The organism is Mycobacterium avium subsp. avium, from assembly GCF_009741445.1.
In the GTDB taxonomy this organism is placed as follows: domain Bacteria; phylum Actinomycetota; class Actinomycetes; order Mycobacteriales; family Mycobacteriaceae; genus Mycobacterium; species Mycobacterium avium.
Map to the genome: position 1 here is coordinate 3,179,909 of NZ_CP046507.1, position 25,032 is coordinate 3,204,940.

Genomic DNA, 25,032 nt, shown 5'->3' on the forward strand with positions numbered 1-25,032 from the left:
CGGATGTACCCCGAGAGAGCTGTCACCGCCATGTCCCGTCCGGCATGGGTGGCCGTCGTCGACGCTGCCACCGTTTCGGCGCCCCAACGGCGCGCCCGTTTCGTCCATACCCCCGCTGCGGCAAGGGTTTTGCGGGGGTGCGGTCGATGACCGCCCCCATCTGGATGGCCTCACCCCCGGAGGTGCATTCGTCGCTGCTGAGCGCGGGGCCGGGGCCCGGGCCGTTGCTCGCCGCCGCGGCGGCGTGGAGCTCGCTGAGCGTGCAGTACGCCGAGTCGGCCGACGAGCTGGTCACGCTGCTGGGCGCCGTGCGGGCCGGCGACTGGGACGGCCCGACGGCCGGCGCCTACCTGGCCGCGCACGCCCCCTATCTGGCCTGGCTGGTGCGGGCGAGCACCGACAGCGCGGCCGTGGCCGCCCAGCAGGAAGTCGCCGCCGCCGCCTACACCGCGGCGCTGGCGGCCATGCCGACGCTGCCCGAGCTGGCCGCCAACCACGCCGCACACGCCGTGTTGACCGCGACGAATTTCTTTGGCGTCAACACCATTCCGATCGCGGTGAACGAGGCCGACTATGCCCGGATGTGGGTCCAGGCGGCCACCGTGATGGGCACCTACCAGGACGTGGCGGCCGCCGCGCTGGCGGCCACGCCGCACACCGAACCGGCGCCGCGTGTGATGGCGGCCGCCGCGCCGGCGGCCACGGCCGCGCAGTCGTCGTCGTATCCGCCCGACACGCAGGACCAGTGGCTGGACTGGCTGGAGAAGACCGGGTTCGTCGACTTCTACAACCGCTACATCCAGCCGCTGATCGACCAGTTGATGAACAACCCGTTCTTCCAGTCGCTGTTCTCCGGCTTCGACCCGTGGCTGCCGTCGCTGGGCAATCCGCTGAGCTTCCTCAACCCGTTCAACATCGCGTTCGCCCTCGGCTACCCGATGGATTTCGGTTCGTACTTCGGCTATTTGGCGCAGATGTTCAGCTTCGTCGCGGCGGATCTGGCCGCCGCGTTCGCGTCGGGCAATCCCGCGACCATCGCGTGGACCCTGCTGTTCACCACCATCGAGGTGATCGGCACCGTCATCACCGACACCATCGCGTTGATCAAGACGTTGCTCGAGCAGATGATCGTGCTGATCCCGGCGATTCTGCCGCTGCTGACCGTCTCGGTGGTCCCGTTGGTCGTGCCCACCCTGGTGGGTGGTTTGGCGGGCTTGACGGGTTTGGCTGGGCTGCATGCTATTCCGGTGCCCCCGTTCGTCCCGGCGCCGACGCTCGTCCCGGTGGCGCTGGCACCGAGTCCGCCGCCCGCGCCGGCACCGGCCCCGTCCCCCGCGCCGGCGCCGGCCCCGACGTCCGCGGCGGCGCCCGCCGCGGCCGCACCCGGCGCGCCGCCGCCCACCCCGTCGGGGCCGCCGGTGGCCACCCTGCACAGCCTCGCCTACCTGGTCGGCGGCCTGACCGCGGACGCGCGGCGGGCCGCGAACGCCGGCGTCCGCAGACGCGAGGCGGCCGCGCCCGAAAACGTCGAGGCCCCCGCGGTGGCGCAGCCGGAGGAAGAGTCGACGCAGCGGCGCCGCCACCGGGCCGCGGCCAAACAGCTCGGCCGCGGCTACGAGTATCTGGATCCCGAGCCGTCGACGACCGCCTCGCAGCTGGGTGCGCCGACGCTGGGGTTCGCCGGAACCGCGGCCAACCGCGCGGCCGCCGCACCGGCGGGACTGAGCGCGCCGGTGCTCGACGAGTTCGCCGACGCCCCGCGCGCGCCGATGATGCCGGCCACCTGGGACGGATCGAAACAGTAACGTGCACAACGCTATTGGCGTGCACCAGTCTAAGGTGTCCCGGTCCGCACGCCCGCCCCGCACGGCGGCGGGCCGGCGCGAAAACCCCGGAGCGGTAACCTAGCCCGCATGCACGGTTCGTCGGTGGTGTCCCTGTTGCGGGAACGTGCCGGCCTGCAACCCGACGATGTGGCGTTCCGCTACACCGATTACGAGCAGGACTGGGCGGGCGTCGCCGAGACGCTGACCTGGGCCCAGCTCTATCAGCGGACGTCGAACCTTGCCCGCGAGGTCGCGCGGCACGGCGACACCGGCGACCGGGCGGTCATTCTCGCGCCCCAGGGCCTGTCCTACATCGTGGCGTTCCTGGCCGCGATCCAGGCCGGGCTGATCGCGGTTCCGCTGTCGGTGCCCCAGCCCGGTTCGCACGACGAACGCGTCAGCGCCGTGCTGGCCGACACCGGCCCCGCCGTGGTGCTGACCACCGCCGCGGCCGCCGCGACCGTCACCGAATACCTGCGTCGGCCGGACACCGGGCCCGCCCCGGCCGTCGTCGAAATCGACTCGCTGGACCTGGATGAACCGAATTCGGCGAGCATCCGGATCAGCGGGGCCCCGGACATCGCCTACCTGCAGTACACCTCGGGCTCCACCCGCCTGCCGGCCGGCGTCATGGTCTCGCACCGCAACCTGCAGGTGAACTTCCAGCAGCTGATGGCCGCGTTCTTCCCCGACGTCGACGGGGTGGCCCCGCGCGATACGGTCTGCGTGTCGTGGCTGCCGTTCTACCACGACATGGGGCTGGTCCAGGGCGTCATCGCGCCGATCCTGGGCGGCTACCCCGCCGACCTCACCAGCCCGGTCGCGTTCCTGCAGCGCCCCGCGCGCTGGATCCAGGCGATGTCGCGGGCGGATCCGGTCTTCTCCGCGGCGCCCAACTTCGCCTTCGAGCTGGCCGTGCGCAAGACAACCGACGCCGACCTGGCCGGCGTCAACCTGGGCAACATCATCAGCATCGTCAGCGGCGCCGAGCGCATCCACCCGGCAACGCTGCGTCGGTTCTGTAAACGCTTCGCGCCGTACAACTTTCGCGAGCACATGATGCAGCCCTCCTACGGCCTGGCCGAGGCGACGGTCTACGTCGCCAGCCGCGCCGAGGCCGGCGCACCCGAGGTCGTTCACTTCGAGCCGGAAAAGCTGTCGGCCGGCAGCGCGCAGCGGTGCCCGGCGCAGACCGGGTCGCCGCTGCTGAGCTACGGCGCGCCGACGTCGCCGACGGTGCGGATCGTCGACCCGGACACCAACACCGAACGCGCGGACGGAACGGTCGGGGAAATCTGGGTCAACGGCGAGAACGTGGCGCAGGGGTATTGGCGCAAACCGGAGGAAACCCGACGCACCTTCGGCGGCGTGCTGGTCAACCCGTCGCCGGGCACCCCGCGGCAGCCGTGGCTGCGCACCGGCGACCTCGGCTTCATCTCCGCCGGGGAGTTGTTCATCGTCGGCCGGATGAAAGATTTGCTGATCGTCTACGGCCGCAACCACTATCCCGAGGACATCGAGTCGACGGTGCAGGCCGTCACCGGCGGCCGGGTCGCGGCCATCTCGGTGCCGGCGGACGAGACCGAGAAATTGGTCACCATCATCGAGCTGAAGCGGCGCGGCGATTCCGACGAGGACGCGCGGCGCAAGCTTGACGCGGTCAAAAACGAAGTCACCGCGGCGATCTCGATTGCGCACGGGCTCAACGTCGCGGATCTGGTGCCGGTGGCCCCGGGATCGATTCCCACCACGACCAGCGGCAAGATCCGGCGGGCGGCCTGCGTCGAGCGCTACCTCCGGGGTGCCTTCATCCGGTTGGACGGCTGAGCGTCCGGCGCTACGCCGGCTCGGTCTCCTCCAGGAAACGGCCCATCACGTCGGGGCCGGTGGAATGCATCGCGATCGACAGCTCCAACAGCCGGTCCTTGGCCTGCTTGGGCAGCAGCTCGATGGACCGGGTGGTGGACGAGTCATACTTCGCCCCCGGAAACCGTTGCAGAACAATGTTTTTCTGCTCTTCGGTGGTGTGGATCTCCAGCAGCTTCATGCCCGCGAACGCCTCGTTGGCCAGCTCGGCCATCCCCGCGTTGGCCAGCGCCTCCAGCCTCTCCTCGTTGATCCAGACGTTGATCTTGATCGCCTTGCCGTTGTTGTCGTGGTCGCTGCTCATGAGCCCTCCAGCTGGTTGAGTGTGAAGACCGGAAGCCTGTTGGCCAGATACTCCTCGGTGACGAACGGCGAACCCTGACCGTGCTTGGCGGCGCACTCCATCACGACCTCGAACACCTCGTGGCGCATCACCTTCTGCGTCGGCTTGACTTCGTCGGTCAGGATGCTGCGGATCAGGCTGCCGCTGAAGCTCTGCGCCTGCGCCTCGTGGCCGCACAGGGCCGAGTTGGTGACCTCCAAACACACCGGGCAGTACCAGTTTTCCCGCAGGAACACCGGCTTGATGCCCAGCTGGTTGCGGTATTGCTTGAGGATGTTCTGCGAGTCGTACGGATGGTAGAAGTCGCCAACGCCGGCGTGGTCGCGACCGAACATGTGGTGCGTGCAGCCCAGGTTCGTGCGCAGGATGGCGTGGAAGATCGCCTCGCGCGGCCCCGCATACCGCATGTCCCAGAGGGTGAACGACACCATGTGGACGTTCTCGCGGAATATCCGCTGGTTCGCAAGGCGTTCTGCGCCAACAGGATTGCCTCGTCGATGTAGTCGCCGACGCGCTTTTGGCCGATGATCGCGTTCACCAGCACGCCGGTGTCGAGGCTGTCGACGGGCTGGTCCTCGTTGGCGGCCAGCCAGGCCTGCTTCATCAACGCCTCGTGGCCGGTGTGCGGAACGTTGCGGGTCTGATGGGCGACGACCCGGTGCCAGTGCTTGGCCGCCAACGCGTCCTGGTGCTGCCTGGGGGTGAGCCAGAAGCTCTTGAACGGCTCGTTGAAGACCGGTTCGTTGATCAGGGTGATGTCGCCGCCGATGAAGCGATTGTGGTAGCCCAACGTTTTCTTGACGCCCGGGTGCCTGGCGTCGGTTGTGCCGTAGGTCTTTTCGGCCATCCGCTCCAGGTCGTACTCGTAGATTTCGGTGACGTCCAGGATGGCCATGGGCACCCCGAGATAGTCGAGAACGACGCTGGCGCCCTCCTTGACGTCGCGTTCGGCGATGTCGTCGGCCGACATGTCGAAGACGATCGGAATGCTCCACAACGTCGAGTCCGGCAGCGCGAACTCGTCCAGGGTCGCGTCGACCTCGCGCCGGCCCATGAACCCGGTCAGCGGGGTGAAGAAGCCGTAGGACAGGCTGATGACCTCGTGCGCGGTGGCTTTCGAGATCGGCACCCGCGGCAGGCCCTCGATGCGGGCCGCCGCGTTCTCGGTCGACACCCGCTCCACCAGCGGCTTGCCGTTGTGGCCGGTGTAGTTCATGCGGTCACCTCGTCGCGTCCCCGGGTGTGCGCAAGACCGTCGGTGGCGATCACGCCGACCCGCTCCAGGTGGGCGATCACCTCCTCGGCCAGGGTCTCGGCGTCCTTGGCGGCGCCGTCGAGCCGCAATTCGGGCCGCGGCGGGGCCTCGTAGGGGTCGTCGATCCCGGTGAATCCCTTGATCTCACCGGCCCGCGCCTTCTTGTAAAGCCCTTTGGGATCCCGCTTTTCGCAGATCTCGATCGGGGTGTCGATGAAGATCTCCTGGAAATCGCCGTCGTCGAGGGTGGCCCGAATCGCGTCCCGGTCGCGGACGTAGGGGCTGATGAAGGCCGTCAGCGCGATGATGCCGGCCTCGCAGAACAACTTCGCCACCGCGCCGATCCGGCGGATGTTCTCCTCGCGGTCCTGGGCAGAGAATCCCAGTCCGAACCGCTGGGCGAACTCGGGTCCGTGCCGCTCCTCGAGCAGATCCGGGCCGGCGTTGAGCCCGTAGCGGACGTTGTCGCCGTCCAGCAGGTAGCTGCGGATGCCCCGCTCGTAGAGCTTCTGCTCGACCACGTTGGCGACCGTGCTCTTGCCGCTGCCGCTGAGCCCGGTGAACCAGATGACGCAGCCCTTGTGGCCGTTGAGTTGCTCGCGTTCGCCGCGGCTGATCTTGTGTTCGTGCCAGGTGATGTTGTTCGACATTTCCGACTCCTGTATTCCCAGACGGCAGCGAAACCCCAACGGCCGCTTACCACCTGTACGTCACCGGATGCCGCGCCCGCTCCGGGTGGAGCCTGGCCTGCCGGCACCGGCGCGCGGCGCGGCGCGGCAACCTCGCCGCACCGGTCACACGCTTCACCATATTGTCTAGCAATCAAACCGGGTAAGAACCAGCCCACAAGTAAAGATGGCCGATTTACGGGTGTTTTATTCCGCGGGCCGGCAGCGCTCCGGCAGCCCCGAACTCGGGCTCGCCAGCAAACACGTTCCCGTCGGTGGTGGCGAACGGCGCCGGCCACACCGGCCGCCCGTTGTTCGCTGCGGTTCACAGCCGTCCGGCCGGGGCTTTGCCGATCGGCCGGCGCCGATCGGGGCCTTTAGCACAATCACGGCCGGGTGCGGGCACTTCGGCAGCGCCGTGGGTGTTTGGATCGCCGGCGGCGTTAGCTGTTAATCTTCTGTACATCCGCGGTTCAGGGGTTGTCGGGCGGGCGCCGGTGGGTTTGACTCAGGCGGAGCGCAACGGTGCCGTCGCGTCCGCTGCGGTGCGCTGACGGCCCGGCGCGCAGGGGTGGGACTCGTCGTCGCTGCGCGCGGCGATCGATCGGCGGCTCTCGGGTGAAGCGAGTCGGCAGCCGCCCGGCAAACGCGCGGCAGGCGATGTGATGCGGGAGGACATCAACCACCGAAGCCATTGACTCGGTTGCCGGTGCCGGCCAGGCGCGGCCCGGACACGCCGCAGTGAATCGCTCGCGGCGGGTGCGGCAATCGCTCGACCAAGAGGGGAACACGCATGCTGGACTACGGGGCCCTGCCGCCGGAGATCAATTCGACCAGAATGTATGCCGGGCCCGGCTCGGCACCGCTGATCGCCGCGGCCGCGGCGTGGGACGTCCTGGCCAACGCGCTGGAGACCGCGGCGCGCGGCTACTCGGCGGTGATCACCCGCCTGCACGGCGAAAGTTGGTCCGGCAGTGCCTCGGTCGCGATGGCCGGCGCCGCTGCCCCGTATTTCGCCTGGCTGGCCGAGGCCGGGACACAAGCCGAGGAGGCGGCCGGTCAGGCCCGCGCCGCGGCGGCCGCCTACGAGGCGGCATTCGGCGCCACGGTGCCGCCGGCGGTGGTGACCGCCAACCGCGCCCTGTTCGCGCAACTGGTCGCGAGCAACATCCTGGGCCAGAACACCGCGGCCATCGGTGAGGCCGAGGGCGCCTACGCCGAAATGTGGGCCCAAGACGCCGCCGCCATGTACGGCTACGCCGCCGCCTCGTCGGGGGCGACCAGGTTGCGGCCGTTCGACGAGCCGCCGCGCACCACCAACGCCGACGGGCCCGGCGCCCAGGCCGCCGCGGTGGCCCGGTCCGCCACCGGCTCGGCGGCCAACCAGTCGCACGCCTCGCTGTCCCGGGCCATGTCCGCGGTCCCGCATCAGCTGCAAACCCTTTCCGGCGCAGGGTCTTCCGGCTCCTCCTCGTCGTCGTCGGGGTCGTCGGCGCTGAGTGCGGTCGACAATTTCAACACCCTGACCGCACCGGTGAACCTCGGCGACGGCATCAGCCGCACCGTCACGTCCGGCGGAACCTTCGGCACCGGGCTGTTCCGCTCGAACCTGCAGTCGGCGGGCGAAGCCTTCAAAGCCGTCCCCGGCGCCGCCGCGGCGGCCGGCACTTCGACGGCGGCGGTCGTCCCCGGCCCGGCCGTGGCCGGCGCGGGCACCGCCACCACGGTCGGCCGACTGTCCGTGCCGCAGACTTGGGCGGCGACCAACCCGGCGGCCGGCACCGCCGCCGAACCGCTGTGGCTGTCGGACGCCGAACTCGACGGCGGGCCGTCCTGGCACGAAGGCCCGGCGGCCGGCATGTGGAACGGGGCGCCGGCGGCGGGCGCTTCGTCGTCGCTGTTGTCGCGGCCCTCGGTCAACAACGTGCTGCGGGTCGCGCCGCGCCAGTTCAAGATGCCGCGGCCGTCCGCCGGCGGGTAGCCGGTCGCCGAACCGCTGGTTAATTCACCCCCACAGTGCGGGTGGTGTCACCGATGGCTGAGAAAGGATCGCCGATGCTTGATTTCGGGGCGCTGCCGCCCGAGATCAACTCGGCCAGAATGTATTCCGGCCCGGGGTCGGGTCCCTTGACGGCCGCCGCGGCGGCCTGGGAGGAGCTGGCCGCCCAGCTGGAGAGCTACGCCGCCGGTTACTCGGCCACGCTGGCCGAACTTCGCGGCCCCGCGTGGTCCGGTGACGCGGCCGCCGCGATGGCCGCCGCGGTCGAACCGTACGTGGCGTGGGCAACCGGCACGGCCGCGCGGGCCGGGCAGGCCGCCGCGCAGGCCCGTGCCGCGGCGGCCGCCCACGAGGCCGCGTTCGCCGCCACCGTGCCACCACATGTGGTGGCCGCCAACCGAATTCAGCTCGCCACCCTGATCGCGACCAACTTCTTCGGGCAGAACGCACCGGCGATCGCGGCCACCGAGAGCTGCTACGCCGAGATGTGGTCCCAGGACGCCACCGCCATGTACGGCTATGCCGCGGCGTCGTCGGCCGCGACCACGCTCACCCCGTTCACCCACCCGCCCCGCACCACCACCGCGCACGGGCGGGCGGCCCAGGCGGCCGCGGTGAGCCACGCCGCCGATTCGCAACCACCGGGCTGGTCGTCGTTGGTCAACTCGGTCAGCGGCTTCAACACCGTGGTCACCACGCCGGGGCAGTCGTTCTTCGCCGCGGCCCGCACCCTGTTGGGCTGGGGACAATTCGGCACCGGGCTCAACCTGGCCAACATCCAGGCGGCCAAGGCCGCAGCGGGAGCGGTCCGCCTGCCCGCCGCGGTCGCCGGCCCGTCGGTGTCGGGCGGGCTGGGGCGGGCGGCAACGGTGGGCAGGCTGTCCGTTCCGCCGGCGTGGCCGGCGGCGAATCCCGTTGCGCCCCTGGGCGAGACGGTGATCCGGCAGCCGGGCGGCATGGTTCGGCTGGTGTCGGCGTCCGCACCGGATTCGCCCGCCGGCCCCGGAATCCCGCCGGCGCTGCGCACCGCCGATCGCTCGGCCGGTGTCCCGGTGCTGCGCAACGGGCGTCGCGCTTTCCGGATGCCGCGGCCGGCCTACGGCGGTTAGCCGGTGTTGGTGGCGATGTCCCCGGGGCCACGCCAGGGGCCGAGGTCGCCGAATTCGCCGTCGTGGTGGCCGGGGCCGGCGTCGTCGATGAGAGTGCGCAGCGCGAGATTGACGGCCTCCCGGGCGTCGGCCAGATGGAACCGGCGTATGGCGTCGTCAATCATGTTGACGTCAACCTCGATTTCGACCGTCTTCTTCATGGGGCAGCAATACCCCCTGGGCGTAAGCCCAATCGTCGGTGGCCGAAATCACCGCCCGGACGATTCCCCCGGCGCCCCGGTGTCGCGGTGTTCGATGTTTGCCGCGACCCGCGCCGGGAAGCCCGTCACCACAGCCTGTTCGCCCGCTTCGAGGAGGTCACGGCCGATGGCGATCTGCGATACCTGTGGCAACGACTACGACAAGGCGTTCACGGTGACCTGGACCGACGGCAGGAGCGCCACGTTCGACAGCGTGGAATGCGCCGCGGTCGAGCTGGCGCCGACCTGCGAGCACTGCGAGTGCCGGATCCTGGGTCACGGGGTCGAATCGGGCGGCGCGATGTTCTGCTGCGCGCACTGCGCCCGGCAGGCCGGCAATCACGACGTCAGCGATCGCGGCGCGGCCGGCTAGCGCGGGGCACCAGCCGGCGGCGCGGCTGGCAGATCGGCCAGCTCGTCACACAAATGCTCCGCCAGACCGCGCACGGTGGTGATCGTGGCGGGGCTGATGCGCACCCCGGTCTCGGTTTCGATGCGGGTGCGCAGCTCCAGGTTGCCCAGCGAATCCAAGCCGTAGTCCGACAGCGGCCGATCGGGATCGATTGTGCGGCGCAGCAAGAGGCTGAGCTGCCCGGAGACCAGCCGACGGATGGCCGACGGCCATTCTTCGCGCGGCAGCGCCCGCAGCTCGGCGAGGAACTTGCCGGCGTCCGGCCGGCCCTGCCCCGCCGACCGGAACGCCTCGGCGAACGGGCTGCGTTGCGCGAAGGAGGTCAGCCACGGCGTGCCCATGATCGGCGCGTAGCCCGCATACGGGCGGTCGTGGCGCAGCAGCGTTTCGAAGGCGCGGAACCCCTCGGTCGGTGTGATCGCGACGCCGGCGTCTTCGGCCAGGGCGGTGGCGCGGCCCACCTGCGACCACGCCCCCCACGCGATCGCGGTGGCCGGTGCGCCGCGGGCGTGCCGCCAGCGGGCGAACGCGTCCAGCCAGCTGTTGGCCGCCGCGTAGGCGCCCTGCCCGGGAGACCCCACCAGCGCGGCGGCCGAGGAGAACAGGCAGAACCACTCCAGCGGCTGCCCCGCGGTGGCCTGGTGAAGGTTCCACGCGCCGTACACCTTTGGCGCCCAGCACCGGTCGATGAGGTCGTCGGTGACGTTGGTCAGGGTGGCGTCCTCGACGACGGCCGCGGCGTGCAGCACCCCGCGAACCGGCAGCCCGGTGGCGGTCGCGCATGTCACCAGACGTTCGGCCGTGTCCGGCTGGGCGATGTCGCCGCACTCGACCGCGATGTCGGCCCCGGCGGCGCGCAGCCGCTCGATGGCCCGGCGGGCCTGTTCGCCGGGTTGCGAGCGGGAGTTGAGCACGATCCGCCCGGCGCCCACATCGCCGTCGCGGGAAGCCATTTCGCCGGCCAGGAACAGGCCCAGGCCGCCGAGGCCGCCGGTGATGATGTAGGCGCCGTCCGCGCGGAACGGCCGCACCTTCTCCGGCGGCAGGGCGGCCACGCTGCTGGCGGTCCGCGGCACCTGCAGCACCACCTTGCCGGTGTGCCCGGCCGCGGCGACCAGGCGCACCGCGGCGACGGCGTCCTGCAGCGGATAGTGCGTGGTGCGCGGCATCGGCAGCTCGCCGGCCGCGGTGCGCTGGTACACGGTGGTCAGCAACCGCCGGACGGTGTGCGGGTGGCTGTGGGTCAGCAGCGCCAGGTCGACGGCGAACAACGAGAGGTTGCGGCGGAACGGGAACAGCCCCAGCCGGCTGTCGCGGTAGATGTCGCGCTTGCCCAGCTCGATGAAGCGCCCGCCCAGGGCCAGCAGTTCGATCCCGGCGCGCTGCGCCGCGCCGGGCAGCGAGTTGAGCACCACGTCGACGCCGTACCCGTCGGTGTCACGGCGAATCTGCTCGGCGAACTCGAGGCTGCGCGAGTCGTACACGTGCTCAATTCCCATGTCGCGCAACAGTTGCCGGCGTTGCGGGCTGCCCGCGGTGGCGAAGATCTCGCAACCTGCCGCCCGGGCGATGGCGATGGCCGCCTGCCCGACGCCGCCGGTCCCGGAGTGGATCAGCACCTTGTCGGTCGGCGCGATGCGGGCCAGGTCGTGCAGGCCGTACCAGGCGGTGGCCGACGCGGTCGGCACCGCGGCGGCCTCCCGGAGTGGAATCTCCGGCGGCAGGGTGACCGCGTGCCGGGCATCGGCGAGCACGAAGCTGCCCCAGCATCCGTTCCCGGACAGGCCGCCGACGCGGTCGCCGACCCGGTGCTCGGTGACGCCCGGTCCGACGGCGGTCACCACCCCGGCGAAGTCGCCGCCCAATTGCTGCTGGTAGCCCTCGAACGTCGGGTAGCGCCCGAAGGCCACCAGGACGTCGGCGAAGTTGATGGTCGACGAGGCGACCGCCACCTCGATCTCCCCCGGCCCGGGCGGCACCCGGTCGAACGCGGTGAGTTCCAGCGATTCCAGGTCGCCGGGCGTGCGGATGTGCAACCGCATGCCGTCGCGCCCGTGATCGACGACGGTGGTTCGCCGGTCGGCCGGCCGCAGCGGGCCGGGGCGCAGCCGCGCGGTGTACCACTGCCCGTCGCGCCAGGCGGTCTCGTCTTCTCCGGAGCGGCTTTGTAGTTGCCGCGCAACGTGTCCGGGGTCGGTGGCGTCGTCGACGTCGATCTGGGTGGCGCTCAGGTGCGGATGCTCGGCGTCGATCACCCGCATCATCCCGCGCAGCCCGGCCTGGGTCAGATTGGGCGCATCGCCGGCGACGACTACCGCGGCATTGCGGGTCAGCACGAACAACCGGGGCGATTCGCCGGGTAGCTCCGAGAGCTCGCGGGCGACGGTCGCGAGGTGCGACACGTAGTCCCGGCCTCGCCGCGGCGCGGCCGGGTGGTCGGCCTCGGAGGCGGCGGCCACCACCACGACACCGGTGAGCCGCTGCAGCGGCCGGTGACCGTTGCCGCCCGGCTCGCCGCCGGACAGCAGCGAACGCAGCTCTTCGGTATCCACCGCCCCCGGCGGCAGGGACACGGTACGGCATTGCGCGCCATCGGTTTTCAGGACGTCGGCGAGTTGCGTCGTCAACGCGTCATCGCCGTTGGACGCCGCGTCGCACGCGCTGAGCAGCAACCAGGATCCCGGCTCGCCCTGCGGCGCCTCGGGCAGTTCCCGGGCTTCCCACTCGATGGTCAACAGCCGATCGTCGAGCAGCCGTTGGGCGTGTTCGTGTTCGGAGGCCGCGCCGGCCAGCCGCAGCCCCTCGACCGTCAGCAGCACCGTCCCGGATTGGTCCAGCACGTCGACGTCGGCCTCGCATTCACCGGGTCGCGAGGACGTGATCCGGGTGAGGCAGTAGTGCGCGTTGCGCGTCGAGTGATAGTTGCGCAGCCGGCGCACGCCCACCGGCAGCAGCAGACCGCCGGCCCCCGCCCGCTGCACCTCGGGCGCGGCGATGACGGACTGCAAGCACGCATCCAGCAGGGCCGGGTGCGCGCCATAACCCGACTGCTGTGAGCGGATCGCGCCCGGCAGCGCCACCTCGGCGAGCACGGTGCCGACGTCCCGGTCGCCGACCGACACCGCGGCCAGACCCGAAAAGGCCGGGCCGTACTGAATACCTACGGCGCCGAACGCCTTTCGCAACTCGGCGCCCTCAATGCGGGACGGGTGGTCGGCGATCAGCGTTGCCACGTCGTGCGCGGGCGGCCCGGTCTCGCCGCCGTGCTCTGGCGGCAAGGCGTGCAGGACCGCGCCGGCCCGCCGGATGCGCTCGCCGTCTTCGTGGGTGTCCACGGTGAACTCGAGCCGCCCGGGCCCGGTCACCGTCGCCGTCGAGGAGACCTCCGTCCGGCCGGCCAGCAGCAGGGTCTGCTCGAACGTGACATCGCGCACCTCGGCGCGCTCACCGAGCGTCGCGGCGGCGGCCGCCAGCGCCATCTCGCAATAGCCGGCTCCGGGAAACGCTGCGACACCGTGGATTTGGTGATCGGCGAGCCAGGGGTGGGCATCGGTGCCGACCTCGCCCTGCCACACGTGCCGTTCCGGTTCCTCCCGCAGGTGCACGTGCGCCCCGAGCAGCGGGTGCACCGCCTGGACCGACGAGCCGTGCGCCCGCTGCACCGACTCGCGGCGAAGCATCAGCCGCCGGTGCGCCCAGGTGGGCAGCGGCGCATCCACCAATCGCCCGGCGGGGTACTGCACCGAGAAGTCGACCAGGGCGCCGGAACTGTGCAGGTCGCCGACGAAGCCGCGCAACCCCAGTGGCAGCTCCTGCTCGCGGCGCATCGCGGCCAGCGCGGCGATCGGCACGTCCAGGCTGGCGGCGTTCTGCTCGACGGCATGGGTGAGCAACGGATGCGGCGCCAGCTCACCGAACACACGGAATCCGTCCTTGAGCGCGGCCTGCACGGCCGCCGCGAATCGCACGGTGTGGCGCAGGTTTTCGGCCCAGTAGTCGCCGCCGAACGACGGCCGCTCGCGCGGATTCCACAGGGTCGCCGAGTAGTACGGCACCTCGGGTGCCGTTGGCTCCAGCTCGGCGAGCACCTCCACCAGCTCGTCGAGGATCGACTCCACCTGCGGCGAGTGCGAGGCGACGTCCACCGCGACCTCGCGCGCCATCACGTCCTGCTGCTGCCAGGCCGCGACCAGCTCGCGGATCGCCTCGGCGTCCCCGCCGACGACGGTCGAGGTGGGTGAGGCGACCACCGAGAGGACCACGTCGGAGATGCCGCGGATGGACAGTTCCGAAAGCACTTGCTGGCCGGGCAGTTCCACCGATGCCATGGCGCCGCGGCCGGCGATCCGCGCCATCAGCCGGGAGCGGCGGCAGATGACCTTCACGCCGTCGCCCAGCGAGAGCCCGCCGGCGACCACCGCGGCCGCGCACTCGCCGAGCGAATGCCCGATCACCGCGCCGGGACGCACCCCGTAGCACTTCATCGTCTCGGCCAGGGCGACCTGCATCGCGAAGATCGTCGGCTGGACTTTGTCGATGCCGGTCACGGCCGGCGGGGCCGACAGCGCCCGGGTGACCGAGAACCCCGATTCGGCGGCGATCAACGGCTCGACGGCGGCGATCGTCGCGGCGAACATCGGCTCCTTGTCCAGCAGTTCGGCGCCCATCTGCGACCATTGCGAGCCCTGCCCGGAGAACACCCAGACCGGCCCGCGGTCGCCTTGTCCCACGGCGGGCTGATACGGGATGTCGCCGTCGGCGACCGCGCGCAGTTCGGTGCGTAATTCGGCGAAACCGCTGGCCGACACCACCGTGCGCACCGGGCGGTGCGCACGGCGGCGCGTCAGCGTGTAGCCCAGATCCCTTAGGCCCCAGCCCGTTGGGCCGGCAAGCGCGTCGCCGGCCTGCTCGTCGAGCCACGCCGCGAGCCGGGCGGCGGTGACCCGCAGCTGCTCGGCGGAGGTGGACGACAACGGAAACAGCAGTGGCCCAACGACTTCGGGCGCAGCCGAACCCGCCGCCGCCGGGGCAGGGGCCTCCTCCAGGATGGCGTGCACGTTGGTGCCGGACATGCCGTACGACGACACCGCGGCGCGTCTCGGATGATGGCCGTTGCTGGGCCACGGCGTATTCTCCTGCGGCACAAAAAGTTCCGTGTTGATCCGGGCCATCTCGTCGGGCAACCGGGTGAAGTGCAGATTCCGTGGCACCACGCCGTGCTGCAGCGCGAGGATCGCCTTCATCATCCCCAGCGGCCCGGACGCCGACTGCAAGTGGCCGAAGTTGGTCTTGACCGACCCCAGCACACACGGCCCGTCGGTTCCGTACACCGCGGCCAGGCTGGAGTATTCGATCGGATCGCCGACCGGGGTGCCGGTGCCGTGCGCCTCGACGAGGCCGACCGTGGTGGCGTCGATGTCCGCCGCCTGCAACGCCTTCCGGTAGACGGCGACCTGAGCAGTTTCCGAGGGCGCGGCGATGTTGACGGTGCGGCCGTCCTGGTTGGCGGCGGTGCCCCGCAGCACCGCCAGGATGCGGTCGCCGTCGCGCCGGGCGTCGTCGAGCCGCTTGAGCAACAGCATCACGCATCCCTCACCGGAGACGAAGCCGTCGGCGTTCACGTCGAAGGCGTGGCAGCGGCCGGTCGGGGACAACATGCCCTGCAGCGAACCCGACACCGACTTGCGTGGTTCCAGGGTCACCACCACCCCACCGGCCAGGGTGAGGTCGCTTTCGCCGCCGCCCAAGCTGCCGCAGGCCTGGTGCACGGCCATCAACCCGGACGAGCACGCCGTGTCCACCGTGACCGCCGGCCCGTGCAGGCCCAGCGTGTAGGCGACCCGCCCGGAGGCGAAGCTGTTGGAGGTGCCGGCGAATCCGTACGGGCCCTCGGCCGCGCCGCAGTCGGCGGACAGCAGTTCGTAGTCGCCGTGCGTCAGCCCGACGAACACGCCGGTCTGCGATCCGGCCAGCGACGCGGGGTCCAGGCCCGCGTGTTCGATGGCGTCCCACGACGTTTCCAGCAGCAGCCGGTGCTGCGGGTCGACCGCGGTGGCCTCGCGCTCGGTCATCCCGAAGAAGTCGCAGTCGAAGCCCCCCACGTCGTCGAGGAACGCCCCCCACCGGGTGACCGACCGGCCGGGCACGCCGGGCTCGGGGTCGTAGTAGAGGTCCGCGTCCCACCGGTCGGCGGGAATCTCGCCGACCAGGTCGTCACCGCGCAGCAATGCCTCCCAGAGGCGTTGCGGGGAATCGATCCCGCCGGGAAGCCGGCAGGCCATTCCGATGACGGCAACGGGTGTGGCAGTTGCGGCACGCAATGTGCAGTCCCCTGTTCTCGCCCACTCCCCTGGCCGGCGCGGCCCGTCTCTTCGCGCGTGCCGGAGGAAGTACGTACAGCAGTTATTGTGCAGATGTCAATTTACCTGCGGAACCACGCCCGCTTGGCGGGAGTGAAGAATTTCTCCCGGGGGTAGCGGAAACGCGCCCGCGACGCATCCGCGTCACCAGCGGCCGGCCGGAACACGTGCCGGCGTGTGCAGCGAAACCGCTTGGAAATCAGCCCATTTCATGCGCCCGGAGCGCCGAGTGTTATTTCTTGTCGGCCCGCTGCGAGTCGCCGGATTCCTCGGAGTCCCCGGACTCCTCGGCTTCGCGGGCCGGATCCTCGATCACCTCATATGCCGGATCAACCATCGACAATTCCCGCTGACCGGCCTGGCGGGCCTTGCCGCTGATCCGCAACAGCTGACCGGGCTGGATGTCGGCGCCGCCGTGGCCGTGATGGAAGATGACCGTGATCTCCCCGCTGCTGTCGCCGACCACGATCCGCCGGCGGGTGCCGCCGCGCTCGGCGACGTCCTCGACCTCGCTGACCCGCCCCTCGATGGTGGCCCGCTGCCCGGAGATCAGGCCGGCCACCATGATGACCGCCGACGACCGCGCCGGATGCTCGTAAGCCGCGACCTTCTGGTCCTCGTCCTGCGACACCCACGCCTGGATCTTGTCGAGCTCCTTGGCGATGCGCTGCTCGAACGTGTCCGGGTAGGCCTCCCGGATCCGCGATTCCACGTCGTAGGGCACGATCGTCGCCGCGGCGTCGGGGATCTGGCTGACGGCCCGGGCGACCTTGTCCGCGGTCCGGTCGTGCAGCAGGCGGCCCAGCAGCCGCGCGAAGGTCCGTCGCGGCAGCAGCACCGTCACGTTGGTATTGGGATGCTCGTCGCGCACCTTGGCGACCATCAGCTGCGCGGACCGGCTGATCCGCCGGTCCGGGCAGTCCACGATCCGCAGCGGTGTGTCAAGCGAGAAGTGGTCCCAGCGGTTCCGCAGCTGCGCGGCGTGCGCCGGGTCGACCATGAAGTGCACCGCCACCAGCTCGTCGGCCCGCAGGCCCCGGCCGTATCGCAGCGCCTCGATCACCGCCAGGTCGACCGAGTCGACGAACACCAGCACCTTGTGCCGCGCGTACTTCACCAGCTCCGGGCGGTCGGTGCGGAACATCTCGAGAATGGCTGCCTCGGCCCGGTATTCGCGGTTGAGCCGGGTCAGCACGAACACCAGCAGCGGGAACACCACGACCACCAGCCAGGCGCCCTCGGTGAACTTCGCCACCGCGAAGATGCCCACCACGATCGTCGACAGGACCGCCGCGGACAGGTTGATCGTCAGCCGGTGCCGCCAGCCCGCTTCCCGATGGGTCAAGTGGTGCCTGGTCATCCCGTAACCGGCCATCGCGAACCCGGTGAACACGCCGATCGCGTAGAAGGGCACCAGCGCGTTGACCGAGCCACCGGTCGCGACCAGCAACGCCACCGACAGCGCGGTCAGGGTGATGATGCCGTTCGAAAACACCAGGCGGTGACCGCGTTTCGTCAACTGCCTGGGCAGGAAGCGGTCCTCGGCGACGAAGCTGGCCAACGCCGGGAACCCGTTGAAGCTGGTGTTGGCGCCGGTGAACAGGATGGCCGCCGTCGACGCCTGGACCATGACGAAGAAGATGTCGCCCACCACGCCGCCGCCGTAGACGGCGTGGCCGATCTGGGACAGCACCGAGGGGTATTCGGTCAGGTACGGGGTGGCGTGGGTGACGTGGGCCAGATAGGCGACCCCGGCCAGCAGGAAGCCCAGGATGCTGGCCATCGCGGTGAGCACCCGACGGGCGTTGCGGCCCTGCGGCTTTCGGAAGTAGTCCACCGTGTTGGAGATCGCCTCGACCCCGGTCAGCGACGAACCGCCGTTGGCGAAGGCCCGCAGCAACACCAGGATCGTCGCGCCCAGCACCAGCCCGTTGCCCTGATGGACCGGCACGGTCCCGGCCAGGTGCGCGGGATCGTAGATCGGCAGGTTGCCGATGACCGCGCGCACGACGCCGATCACGATGGTCAGGCCCACCATGACGATGAAGGAATAGGTCGCCACCGCGAACGGCATTCCCGCTTCCCGCAATCCGCGCAGGTTCGCGTAGCAGATGACGAGCACCACGCCGACCGTGATCGCCAGGCTGTAGGGGCCCAGCACGGGGATCGCCGACACCACCGCGACCGTCCCGGCGGCCGACTGCACGGCCACGGTCACCACGTAGTCGATCAGCAGCGCGGCGGCGGCGATCTGCGCCACCCGGGGGCCGAAATTGTCCCGGGCGACGATGTAGGAGCCGCCCGCGCGGGTGTAGGCCATGACGACCTGCCGGTAGGAGGCGGCCACCAGCACCAGGATGAGCAGGATGACGCCGGTGATGGGCAGCAGCAACAGGAACGCGGCCAGCCCCGCGTGCGGCAACAGCTCGATCAGGATCTGCTCGGGACCGTAGGCGACGGACGACACCGCGTCCGGCGAAAGTGCGCCCAGCGCAACACCATTGGACAACTTCTCGGACGCGATGTCCTCGGTGATCAGCGGCTTGCCCAGAAACACGCGCTTGGCCACATCCCCGAACGAGAGCGGGATGCGCAGGTTGCCGGTCGAACTGGTCACGAGCACCGTCCTTATGTGAGACGCCTCCGAGCATTGTGCACGCCCGCACGGCCGCCGGTGCGATCAGGCGAGCCGGTGCGATCAGGCGAGCCGGCGCACCGCGGCGGCGATGCGCTCGTCGTCGGCCGTCAGCGCGACCCGCACGTGCTGCGCGCCGCGCGGGCCGTAGAACTCGCCGGGCGCCGCCAGAATGCCGCGCCGCGCCAGCCAGGTGATCGTGTCCCGGCACGGCTCGCCGCGGGTGACCCACAGATACAGGCCGGCTTCGGAATGGTCGACGGCGAAGCCGGCCGAACGCAGCGCGGGCAACAGGGCGGCCCGGCGCCGTTCATAGCGCTGCCGCTGCGTCCGCTCGTGCGCGTCGTCGTCGAGGGCGGCCACCATGGCCGCCTGCACCGGCGTCGGCACCATCATCCCGGCGTGCTTGCGCACCGCCAGCAGCTCGGCGATCAGCTCGGCGTCCCCGGCGACGAAACCGGCCCGGTAGCCGGCCAGCGACGAGCTCTTGGACAGCGAGTGGATCGCGAGCAGCCCGGTTTGGTCGCCGTCGCAGACCTGCGGATGCAGGATCGACAGCGGCTGCGCGTCCCAGCCCAATCCCAGATAGCACTCGTCGGAGGCCACCAGGCAGCCCCGGTCGCGGGCCCATGCCACCACCTTGCGCAGATGATCGACGCCCAGCACCCGCCCGGTCGGGTTGCTCGGGGAGTTCAGGTAGTACAGCGCCGGGGATTGCGGGCCCACCTGGGTCAGCGAGTCCGCGCGCAGCACCCGCGCCCCGGCCAGCCGGGCGCCGACGTCATAGGTCGGATACGCCAGCTCGGGCACCACGATCAGGTCCGCCGGCCCCAGGCCCAGCAAGGTGGGCAGCCACGCGATGAGCTCCTTGCTGCCGATCACCGGCAGCACGCTGGCCTCGGTCAGCCCGACGACCCCGAACCGGCGGGCCAGGGCGGCCACCGCCGAGTCCCGCAGCCGGGCGGTGCCCGCGGTGGCGGGGTATCCGGATGCCGAGCCGGCGGCGGCCAGCGCCTGCTGGATCACGGGCGCCACCGGGTCGACGGGGGTGCCGACGGACAGGTCGACGATGCCGTCGGGATGCGAACCGGCCAGCGCCTTGGCCTCGGCCAGCGTGTCCCAGGGAAACTCCGGCAGGGCCGCCGAGACGGCCGGGCGACGCTTCCTGAGCTGGTGTGGCACCGGGCCGCTCAGTCGTCTTCGCCTTGCGGTGGCAGGTCCTTGACCACCTGCGGGTCGTTCTCGGTCAGCCCGACCTTGGCCGCCCCGCCGGGCGATCCCAGCTCGGCGAAGAAGTCGGCGTTGATCTGCGTGTACTGGCTCCACTGGTCCGGCACATCGTCTTCGTAATAGATCGCTTCGACGGGGCAGACGGGCTCGCACGCCCCGCAGTCGACGCATTCGTCGGGGTGGATGTAGAGCATCCGGGCGCCCTCGTAGATGCAGTCGACCGGGCACTCCTCGATACAGGCCTTGTCCTTGATGTCGACACAGGGTTCGGCGATCGTGTACGTCACAGACGTCTCCTCCATGTTCTAGTCCGTGCACTAGGGCTCAACGCGTGGGCTGCTGTTCAAGCTTTCACCGGCGCGTCGAGACCGCTTCCGGCGGAGCTTTCGGTTACTGATACTAGACGTTGCAGATACAGGTCAACCATTTGGCGCGCCCCTCGGGTTACCGATTTAAGACTGACAGTCTCGCAGCCCGCGCGCGGGCCCCGTTTCGCCCAGCGCGAACACCGTCGACACGCCGCTGACCTGCGCAGAGTTACGTCGACCCGGCGGTCTTCGATATCTGTTGCGGTGCAAGCACGCTCGCGGGGCCTGGTAATCTCAACCGAAAGACGGCAACCGCTGGGCAGATGTTCTCGCCGGAATAGCGGTGCATTGACTGGGGAAGGTGTCCACACATGAGGCTGTCGTTGAGCAAATTGGGCGTTGCGGTGGGCAGCGCGGCAGTGGCATTGACCGCCGCGGCCGGTGTCGCATCCGCCGACCCCATGGACGCGATCATCAACACCACCTGCAACTACGGGCAGGTGATCGCCGCGCTGAACGCGTCCGACCCGGCGGCTGCCCAGCAGCTGAACTCGTCGCCGATGGCGCAGTCCTACATCCAGCGGTTCCTGGCCTCCCCGCCGGCGAAGCGTCAGCAGATGGCCCAGCAGATCCAGGGCATGCCGGCCGCGCAGCAGTACATCAACGACATCAACCAGGTCGCGGTCACCTGTAACAACTTCTGAGCGCGCCGGGTCGCCGGAAGCCGTTCAGTAGCCGCCGAGCAGGCAGCGCACCCGTCCCAGGACCTGCGGTCCGACGCGGCTGCGGATGCGTGACGGGTCGGCGGGCCTGCGCCCCCACAGCAGCAGCACCCGCGCGGCCGCGTCGGTTTCCAGGGTGGCCGGGCCCTGCGGCTCGGCGAACCCGATGCTGATCCGCTCCGGATCGGCGTCCAGCACCACGTCGTCGGTGCCGTCGACGCGCAGCCGGGCTTCGACCCGCTCGCCGGGTTGCAGTTGCCTGGCCCCCTTCACCAGCAGCGGCCGGCCGACCGCGAGCACGCTGTGCGTGGTCATCCACGGCTCGGCCAGCCCCGCCTGGAAGGCCCCGCCGCTGTCGGAGTCCCCGGTGATGTCCCAGCCGTGCAGGACGAGTTCTTCGCGCATGTGCTCGGCGAACCACGGCACCTTCATGGTGCGGCCGGTCCAGGCCACGTCGGTGTCGGCGGGGATGGCTTCGGCGGCCTCCGCGACCTCGTTGAGGGTGGCCATCCGGTCGGCCAGCGCGTCCCACAGGTCGGCGTCGTTCAGGGCGCGCAGCGGGCCTTCCCGCTCCTCGAAACCGCGGGTGGCCACCGGCTCGCCCGCCAGGTGAGCGCCGAGCACCCGGGCCAGCTCCTCGGCGTTTCCGGCCTGGTGGACGACGACGTCGCGCACCGTCCAGGCCTCACACCAGGTGCCCGCGTCGGGACCGCGCCGTTGCGCCGCGTCGCAGAACGGACGCCACTCCGGAAATCGATCGTCGTCAATTCGTCGCTTCACGGTCTCGGGTATACCCGCCGGCTGTGACAGGAAAGCGAACTAGGCGGCCAGCGGGGTGTAGTCGGTGGTGCGCTGGCGCGCCGGGCGCCCGATGCCCTCGGCGATCGCGGTCAGCTCGGCCACGGTCTTGGCCGACCCGTGTTCGGAGCCGGCCATCCGGGAGATGGTCTCCTCCATCAGCGTGCCGCCCAGGTCGTTGGCGCCGCCGTTGAGCATCACCTGGGTGCGCTGCACTCCGAGCTTGACCCAGCTGGTCTGGATCTGGGAGATGCGGCCGTGCAACATGATTCGGGCCAGCGCGTGCACCGCCCGGTTGTCCCGATGGGTGGGGCCGGGACGGGCGGCGCCGGCCAGATACAGCGGCGAGCTCTGATGCACGAAGGGCAGCGGCACGAACTCGGTGAAACCGCCGGTGCGGTCCTGGATGTCGCGCAGCACGTTGAGGTGGCCCACCCAGTGCCGGGGGTTGTCGACGTGGCCGTACATCATGGTCGAGCTCGACCGCAGCCCCACTTCGTGTGCGGTGGTGACGATCTCGATCCACAGCGAGGTCGGCAGCTTGCCCTTGGTCAGCACCCAACGCACCTCGTCGTCGAGGATCTCGGCCGCGGTGCCGGGGATGGTGTCCAGCCCGGCCTCGCGCAGGCTGATTAGCCACTCCCTGATCGACAGCCCGCTCTTGGTCACCCCGTTGGCGATCTCCATCGGCGAGAACGCGTGCACGTGCATCGACGGCACCCGCGCCTTGACCGCGCGGACCAGATCGGCGTAGCCGGTGACCGGCAGTTCGGGGTCGATGCCGCCCTGCATGCACACCTCGGTGGCGCCGGCGACGTGCGCCTCCCAGGCGCGGTCGGCGACCTCCTCGGTAGACAGCGAGTACGCGTCGGCGTCGCCCTTGCGCTGCGCGAAGGCGCAGAACCGGCAGCCGGTGTAGCAGATGTTGGTGAAGTTGATGTTGCGGTTCACCACGAACGTCACGTCGTCGCCGACGGTGTCGCGGCGCAACGAATCTGCAAGGGCGGCAACGGCTTCCAGCGCCGGACCGTCGGCGGTGGCCAGCGACAGGTATTCGCTGTCGGTGCAGCCGGCCGGGTCGCGTTCGGCGGAGCGCAGCGCGGCGAGCACGTCGCTGTCCAGGCGTTCCGGCGCTCTGGCGCCCTGCGCGGCCAGCTCGTGCACGTGCGCGCGGATCGACTCCCAGTCGCCGAAGGCGCTGTCGATGTCGCTGCGGGTCTCGCTGTTGCGGCCCTGCGTGTCGATCGCCGCGTTGAGGTCGACGCGGCCCGAGGAGCCGACGTCGTCGGGTTCCTGCCACGGCAGCCCCACCGGATTGACGTCGCGGGCCAGACCGGTCACCGGATCGGCCAGCGCCCGGACATGCCCGGACACCCGCGGGTCGATCCAGGCCGCACCCGCCTGCACGTATTTGGGCTGCGCGGTCAGCCGCTGGACCAGCTCGTAGCCGGATTCGGCGGTGACGGCGGCCAATTCGTCCAACGCCGGCCACGGCCGCTCGGGGTTGACATGGTCGGGCGTCAGCGGTGACACACCACCCCAGTCGTCGATCCCGGCGGCGATCAGCGCCCGGCATTCGTCGCGGGACACCAGGTTCGGCGGGGCCTGAATCCGCATCCCGGGGCCCAGCATCAGCCGCGCCACCGCCACGGTCGCCAGGTAATCCTCGATGCCGGCGTCGGGGACCGCGGCCATGGCGGTGTGTTCCTTGGCCCGGAAGTTCTGCACGATCACTTCTTGCACATGGCCGAACTCCTTGTGCGACTTGCGAATCGCGTGCAAGGTGTCGGCGCGTTCGGCGAGTGTCTCGCCGATACCGACCAGCAGACCCGTGGTGAACGGAATCGACAACCGGCCCGCGTCGGTCAGCGTGCGCAGCCGCACCGCCGGGTCCTTGTCCGGGCTGCCGTAGTGCGCAAGGCCTTTCGTCTCGAACAGCCGCCGCGACGTCGTCTCGAGCATCATGCCCATGGACGGCGCCACCGGCTTGAGCCGCGCCATCTCCGACCAGCTCATCACGCCGGGGTTCAGGTGCGGCAACAGCCCGGTCTCCTCGAGCACCCGGATCGCCATCGCCCGCACGTAGGACAGCGTCGAATCGTAGCCGCGCGCCTCCAGCCACTCCCGCGCCTCGGGCCAGCGATCCTCGGGGCGATCGCCGAGGGTGAATAGCGCTTCCTTGCAACCGAGTTCCCCGCCGCGGCAGGCGATGTCGAGAATCTCGTCCGGCTCGAGGTACAGGCCCGCGCCTCGGGCGCGCAGTTTGCCCGGCACGGTGACGAAGGTGCAGTAGTGGCAGTTGTCCCGGCACAGGTGGGTGACCGGGATGAAAACCTTGCGCGAGTAGGTGATCGGCAGCCCGCCGCCCGGGCCGCGCCGGCCGGCCGACTCCAGGCCCGCGTCGCGGACCCGGGCCGCGCTGGCGCACAGGTCCGCCAGGTCGTCCCCGCGCGCGGTCATCGCGACCGCCGCCTCGTCGATGTTCAGCGCAACGCCATCTCGAGCCCGCCGCAACACCCGTCGTAACGCCGAGGCGGTCGCCTTCGGCGTGGCCCGCGATGAGGCCCTGGCCGGAACCACAGGATCAGGTAGGGCGGTAGGCTCCTCGCCCGGAGTCAACAGCACCTTGGTGTAACTTCCCCACGATCGAATTTCATCCGCGCGTCCCAACATGTGAAATCGTGGCACCCGTGACGGGTCCCGGATGGGCAACTGTCAACAGTAGCGCCACGCCCACACCGGCACGCGGGCGACATCCCGGCCCGGAACACGGCGACTCAGCCGCCGCGGCCGCGCCGCCACAGCACCCAGACCGGCGGCGCCACCCCGAGCACCAGCAGCAGCAGGGCCCCGTAGGCCATCACCCCGCGGCCGCCCAGGATGACGTCGTCGGCCGGGCCGCCCATGCTGATCACCGCGACGGTCAGCAGCCAGGTCCACAGCGGCAGCGCGACCAGCCGCGGTGATCGGGTCCAGCGCCCGGCGGCCCACACCAGCGCCGCGTTGAGCAGCCCGGAAATCAATCCGCTGATGGGAAAGGGAACCGTCCCGATATACAAAGGCAGCAGCAGGGCCCCGGCCAGTGCGGAGAGAACGCCGTCGACCGCCAACAGCGCCAGGACAACGAAACGAATCGCGGGGTCTGTCGCGCCGCTGTCTTCACCGGACGCGACGCGCGGCTTGGTTTCGGTCAGGTCGGAACGCTGTCGATGTTGGAGAGTATCGAGCCGATAACCCACTGCAGGCTGTCGAGCCGGTCCTGC

At 70.4% G+C, this 25,032-nt stretch carries 16 protein-coding genes and 1 pseudogene; 6 read left to right on the forward strand and 11 right to left on the reverse strand.

What is annotated here, in order from left to right; genetic code table 11:
• The first annotated feature begins 146 nt into the window (after window positions 1-146).
• On the forward strand, window positions 147-1,805 hold the full coding sequence (locus tag MAA44156_RS14655) for a PPE domain-containing protein (RefSeq protein ID WP_033725933.1): 1,659 nt from the start codon (window positions 147-149) through the stop codon (window positions 1,803-1,805).
• A 108-nt stretch (window positions 1,806-1,913) separates the two neighbouring features.
• Window positions 1,914-3,653 (forward strand): fatty-acid--AMP ligase FAAL21/FadD21, encoded by a 1,740-nt coding sequence (gene fadD21 / locus MAA44156_RS14660; protein WP_009975522.1) that lies wholly within the window; start codon window positions 1,914-1,916, stop codon window positions 3,651-3,653.
• A 10-nt stretch (window positions 3,654-3,663) separates the two neighbouring features.
• Here fadD21 and MAA44156_RS14665 read toward each other — a convergent pair whose 3' ends face one another.
• The 3 genes and pseudogenes from MAA44156_RS14665 to cysC form a co-directional block, all read right to left on the reverse strand.
• Complete coding sequence (locus tag MAA44156_RS14665) at window positions 3,664-3,996, reverse strand: DUF6955 family protein (RefSeq protein ID WP_003875478.1); 333 nt, start codon at window positions 3,994-3,996, stop codon at window positions 3,664-3,666.
• Window positions 3,993-5,251: pseudogene (gene sat / locus MAA44156_RS14670) on the reverse strand (sulfate adenylyltransferase). The gene MAA44156_RS14665 and the pseudogene sat overlap by 4 nt, the downstream one beginning before the upstream one ends.
• Window positions 5,248-5,940: an adenylyl-sulfate kinase gene (gene cysC, locus MAA44156_RS14675; protein WP_003875476.1), complete on the reverse strand. Its 693-nt coding sequence runs from the start codon at window positions 5,938-5,940 to the stop codon at window positions 5,248-5,250. The pseudogene sat and the gene cysC overlap by 4 nt, the downstream one beginning before the upstream one ends.
• A gap of 811 nt (window positions 5,941-6,751) precedes the next feature.
• Here cysC and MAA44156_RS14680 point away from each other — a divergent pair.
• Both MAA44156_RS14680 and MAA44156_RS14685 read left to right on the forward strand, forming a co-directional pair.
• Entirely contained in the window at window positions 6,752-7,939 is a 1,188-nt protein-coding gene (locus MAA44156_RS14680) for a PPE family protein (protein ID WP_009975519.1), read from the forward strand.
• A gap of 74 nt (window positions 7,940-8,013) precedes the next feature.
• Entirely contained in the window at window positions 8,014-9,066 is a 1,053-nt protein-coding gene (locus MAA44156_RS14685; protein WP_009975518.1) for a PPE family protein, read from the forward strand.
• Here MAA44156_RS14685 and MAA44156_RS14690 read toward each other — a convergent pair.
• Window positions 9,063-9,266, reverse strand: a complete 204-nt coding sequence (locus MAA44156_RS14690) for a type II toxin-antitoxin system VapB family antitoxin (protein ID WP_009975517.1) — start codon at window positions 9,264-9,266, stop codon at window positions 9,063-9,065. The genes MAA44156_RS14685 and MAA44156_RS14690 overlap by 4 nt on opposite strands.
• Window positions 9,267-9,432: 166 nt before the next feature.
• Here MAA44156_RS14690 and MAA44156_RS14695 point away from each other — a divergent pair, with 166 nt between their 5' ends.
• Window positions 9,433-9,678: a metallothionein gene (locus tag MAA44156_RS14695; protein WP_009975516.1), complete on the forward strand. Its 246-nt coding sequence runs from the start codon at window positions 9,433-9,435 to the stop codon at window positions 9,676-9,678.
• On the opposite strand, the gene pks2 is transcribed toward MAA44156_RS14695, so the two are convergent.
• From pks2 to fdxA, 4 genes are all read right to left on the reverse strand, one after another.
• Window positions 9,675-16,037, reverse strand: a complete 6,363-nt coding sequence (gene pks2 / locus MAA44156_RS14700) for a sulfolipid-1 biosynthesis phthioceranic/hydroxyphthioceranic acid synthase (protein WP_029248412.1) — start codon at window positions 16,035-16,037, stop codon at window positions 9,675-9,677. The two genes, MAA44156_RS14695 and pks2, sit on opposite strands and share 4 nt — an antisense overlap.
• A 271-nt stretch (window positions 16,038-16,308) precedes the next feature.
• Window positions 16,309-18,693 carry an APC family permease gene (locus tag MAA44156_RS14705; protein WP_009975513.1) on the reverse strand — a complete coding sequence of 795 codons (2,385 nt, stop codon included), beginning with the start codon at window positions 18,691-18,693 and terminating at the stop codon, window positions 16,309-16,311.
• A gap of 81 nt (window positions 18,694-18,774) precedes the next feature.
• Complete coding sequence (dapC, locus tag MAA44156_RS14710) at window positions 18,775-19,893, reverse strand: succinyldiaminopimelate transaminase (protein WP_009975512.1); 1,119 nt, start codon at window positions 19,891-19,893, stop codon at window positions 18,775-18,777.
• 8 nt (window positions 19,894-19,901) lie between these two features.
• Window positions 19,902-20,228, reverse strand: coding sequence for a ferredoxin (gene fdxA / locus MAA44156_RS14715; RefSeq protein ID WP_009975510.1), 327 nt, complete (start codon window positions 20,226-20,228; stop codon window positions 19,902-19,904).
• A 392-nt stretch (window positions 20,229-20,620) separates the two neighbouring features.
• Between fdxA and MAA44156_RS14720 the strand changes: the two genes are divergently transcribed.
• Window positions 20,621-20,953 carry a hemophore-related protein gene (locus MAA44156_RS14720; protein ID WP_003875466.1) on the forward strand — a complete coding sequence of 111 codons (333 nt, stop codon included), beginning with the start codon at window positions 20,621-20,623 and terminating at the stop codon, window positions 20,951-20,953.
• A gap of 24 nt (window positions 20,954-20,977) precedes the next feature.
• On the opposite strand, the gene MAA44156_RS14725 is transcribed toward MAA44156_RS14720, so the two are convergent.
• From MAA44156_RS14725 to MAA44156_RS14735, 3 genes are all read right to left on the reverse strand, one after another.
• Entirely contained in the window at window positions 20,978-21,751 is a 774-nt protein-coding gene (locus MAA44156_RS14725; RefSeq protein WP_003878493.1) for a maleylpyruvate isomerase N-terminal domain-containing protein, read from the reverse strand.
• A gap of 39 nt (window positions 21,752-21,790) precedes the next feature.
• The gene (locus MAA44156_RS14730; protein ID WP_080555729.1) at window positions 21,791-24,442 is read right to left on the reverse strand and encodes a bifunctional FO biosynthesis protein CofGH; all 2,652 of its coding nucleotides are present in this window, start codon (window positions 24,440-24,442) and stop codon (window positions 21,791-21,793) included.
• Window positions 24,443-24,546: 104 nt separating this feature from the next.
• Window positions 24,547-25,008: a hypothetical protein gene (locus MAA44156_RS14735; protein WP_003875463.1), complete on the reverse strand. Its 462-nt coding sequence runs from the start codon at window positions 25,006-25,008 to the stop codon at window positions 24,547-24,549.
• Between the last annotated feature and the right edge of the window lie 24 nt (window positions 25,009-25,032).

Coding starts and splice junctions, on each gene's coding strand:
- MAA44156_RS14665 (WP_003875478.1), bottom strand. CDS start 3,996: ATGAGCAGCGACCACGACAACAACGGCAAGGCGATCAAGATCAACGTC.
- fadD21 (WP_009975522.1), top strand. CDS start 1,914: ATGCACGGTTCGTCGGTGGTGTCCCTGTTGCGGGAACGTGCCGGCCTG.
- MAA44156_RS14685 (WP_009975518.1), top strand. CDS start 8,014: ATGCTTGATTTCGGGGCGCTGCCGCCCGAGATCAACTCGGCCAGAATG.
- MAA44156_RS14730 (WP_080555729.1), bottom strand. CDS start 24,442: ATGTTGGGACGCGCGGATGAAATTCGATCGTGGGGAAGTTACACCAAG.
- MAA44156_RS14695 (WP_009975516.1), top strand. CDS start 9,433: ATGGCGATCTGCGATACCTGTGGCAACGACTACGACAAGGCGTTCACG.
- MAA44156_RS14680 (WP_009975519.1), top strand. CDS start 6,752: ATGCTGGACTACGGGGCCCTGCCGCCGGAGATCAATTCGACCAGAATG.
- MAA44156_RS14655 (WP_033725933.1), top strand. CDS start 147: ATGACCGCCCCCATCTGGATGGCCTCACCCCCGGAGGTGCATTCGTCG.
- MAA44156_RS14690 (WP_009975517.1), bottom strand. CDS start 9,266: ATGAAGAAGACGGTCGAAATCGAGGTTGACGTCAACATGATTGACGAC.
- MAA44156_RS14720 (WP_003875466.1), top strand. CDS start 20,621: ATGAGGCTGTCGTTGAGCAAATTGGGCGTTGCGGTGGGCAGCGCGGCA.
- cysC (WP_003875476.1), bottom strand. CDS start 5,940: ATGTCGAACAACATCACCTGGCACGAACACAAGATCAGCCGCGGCGAA.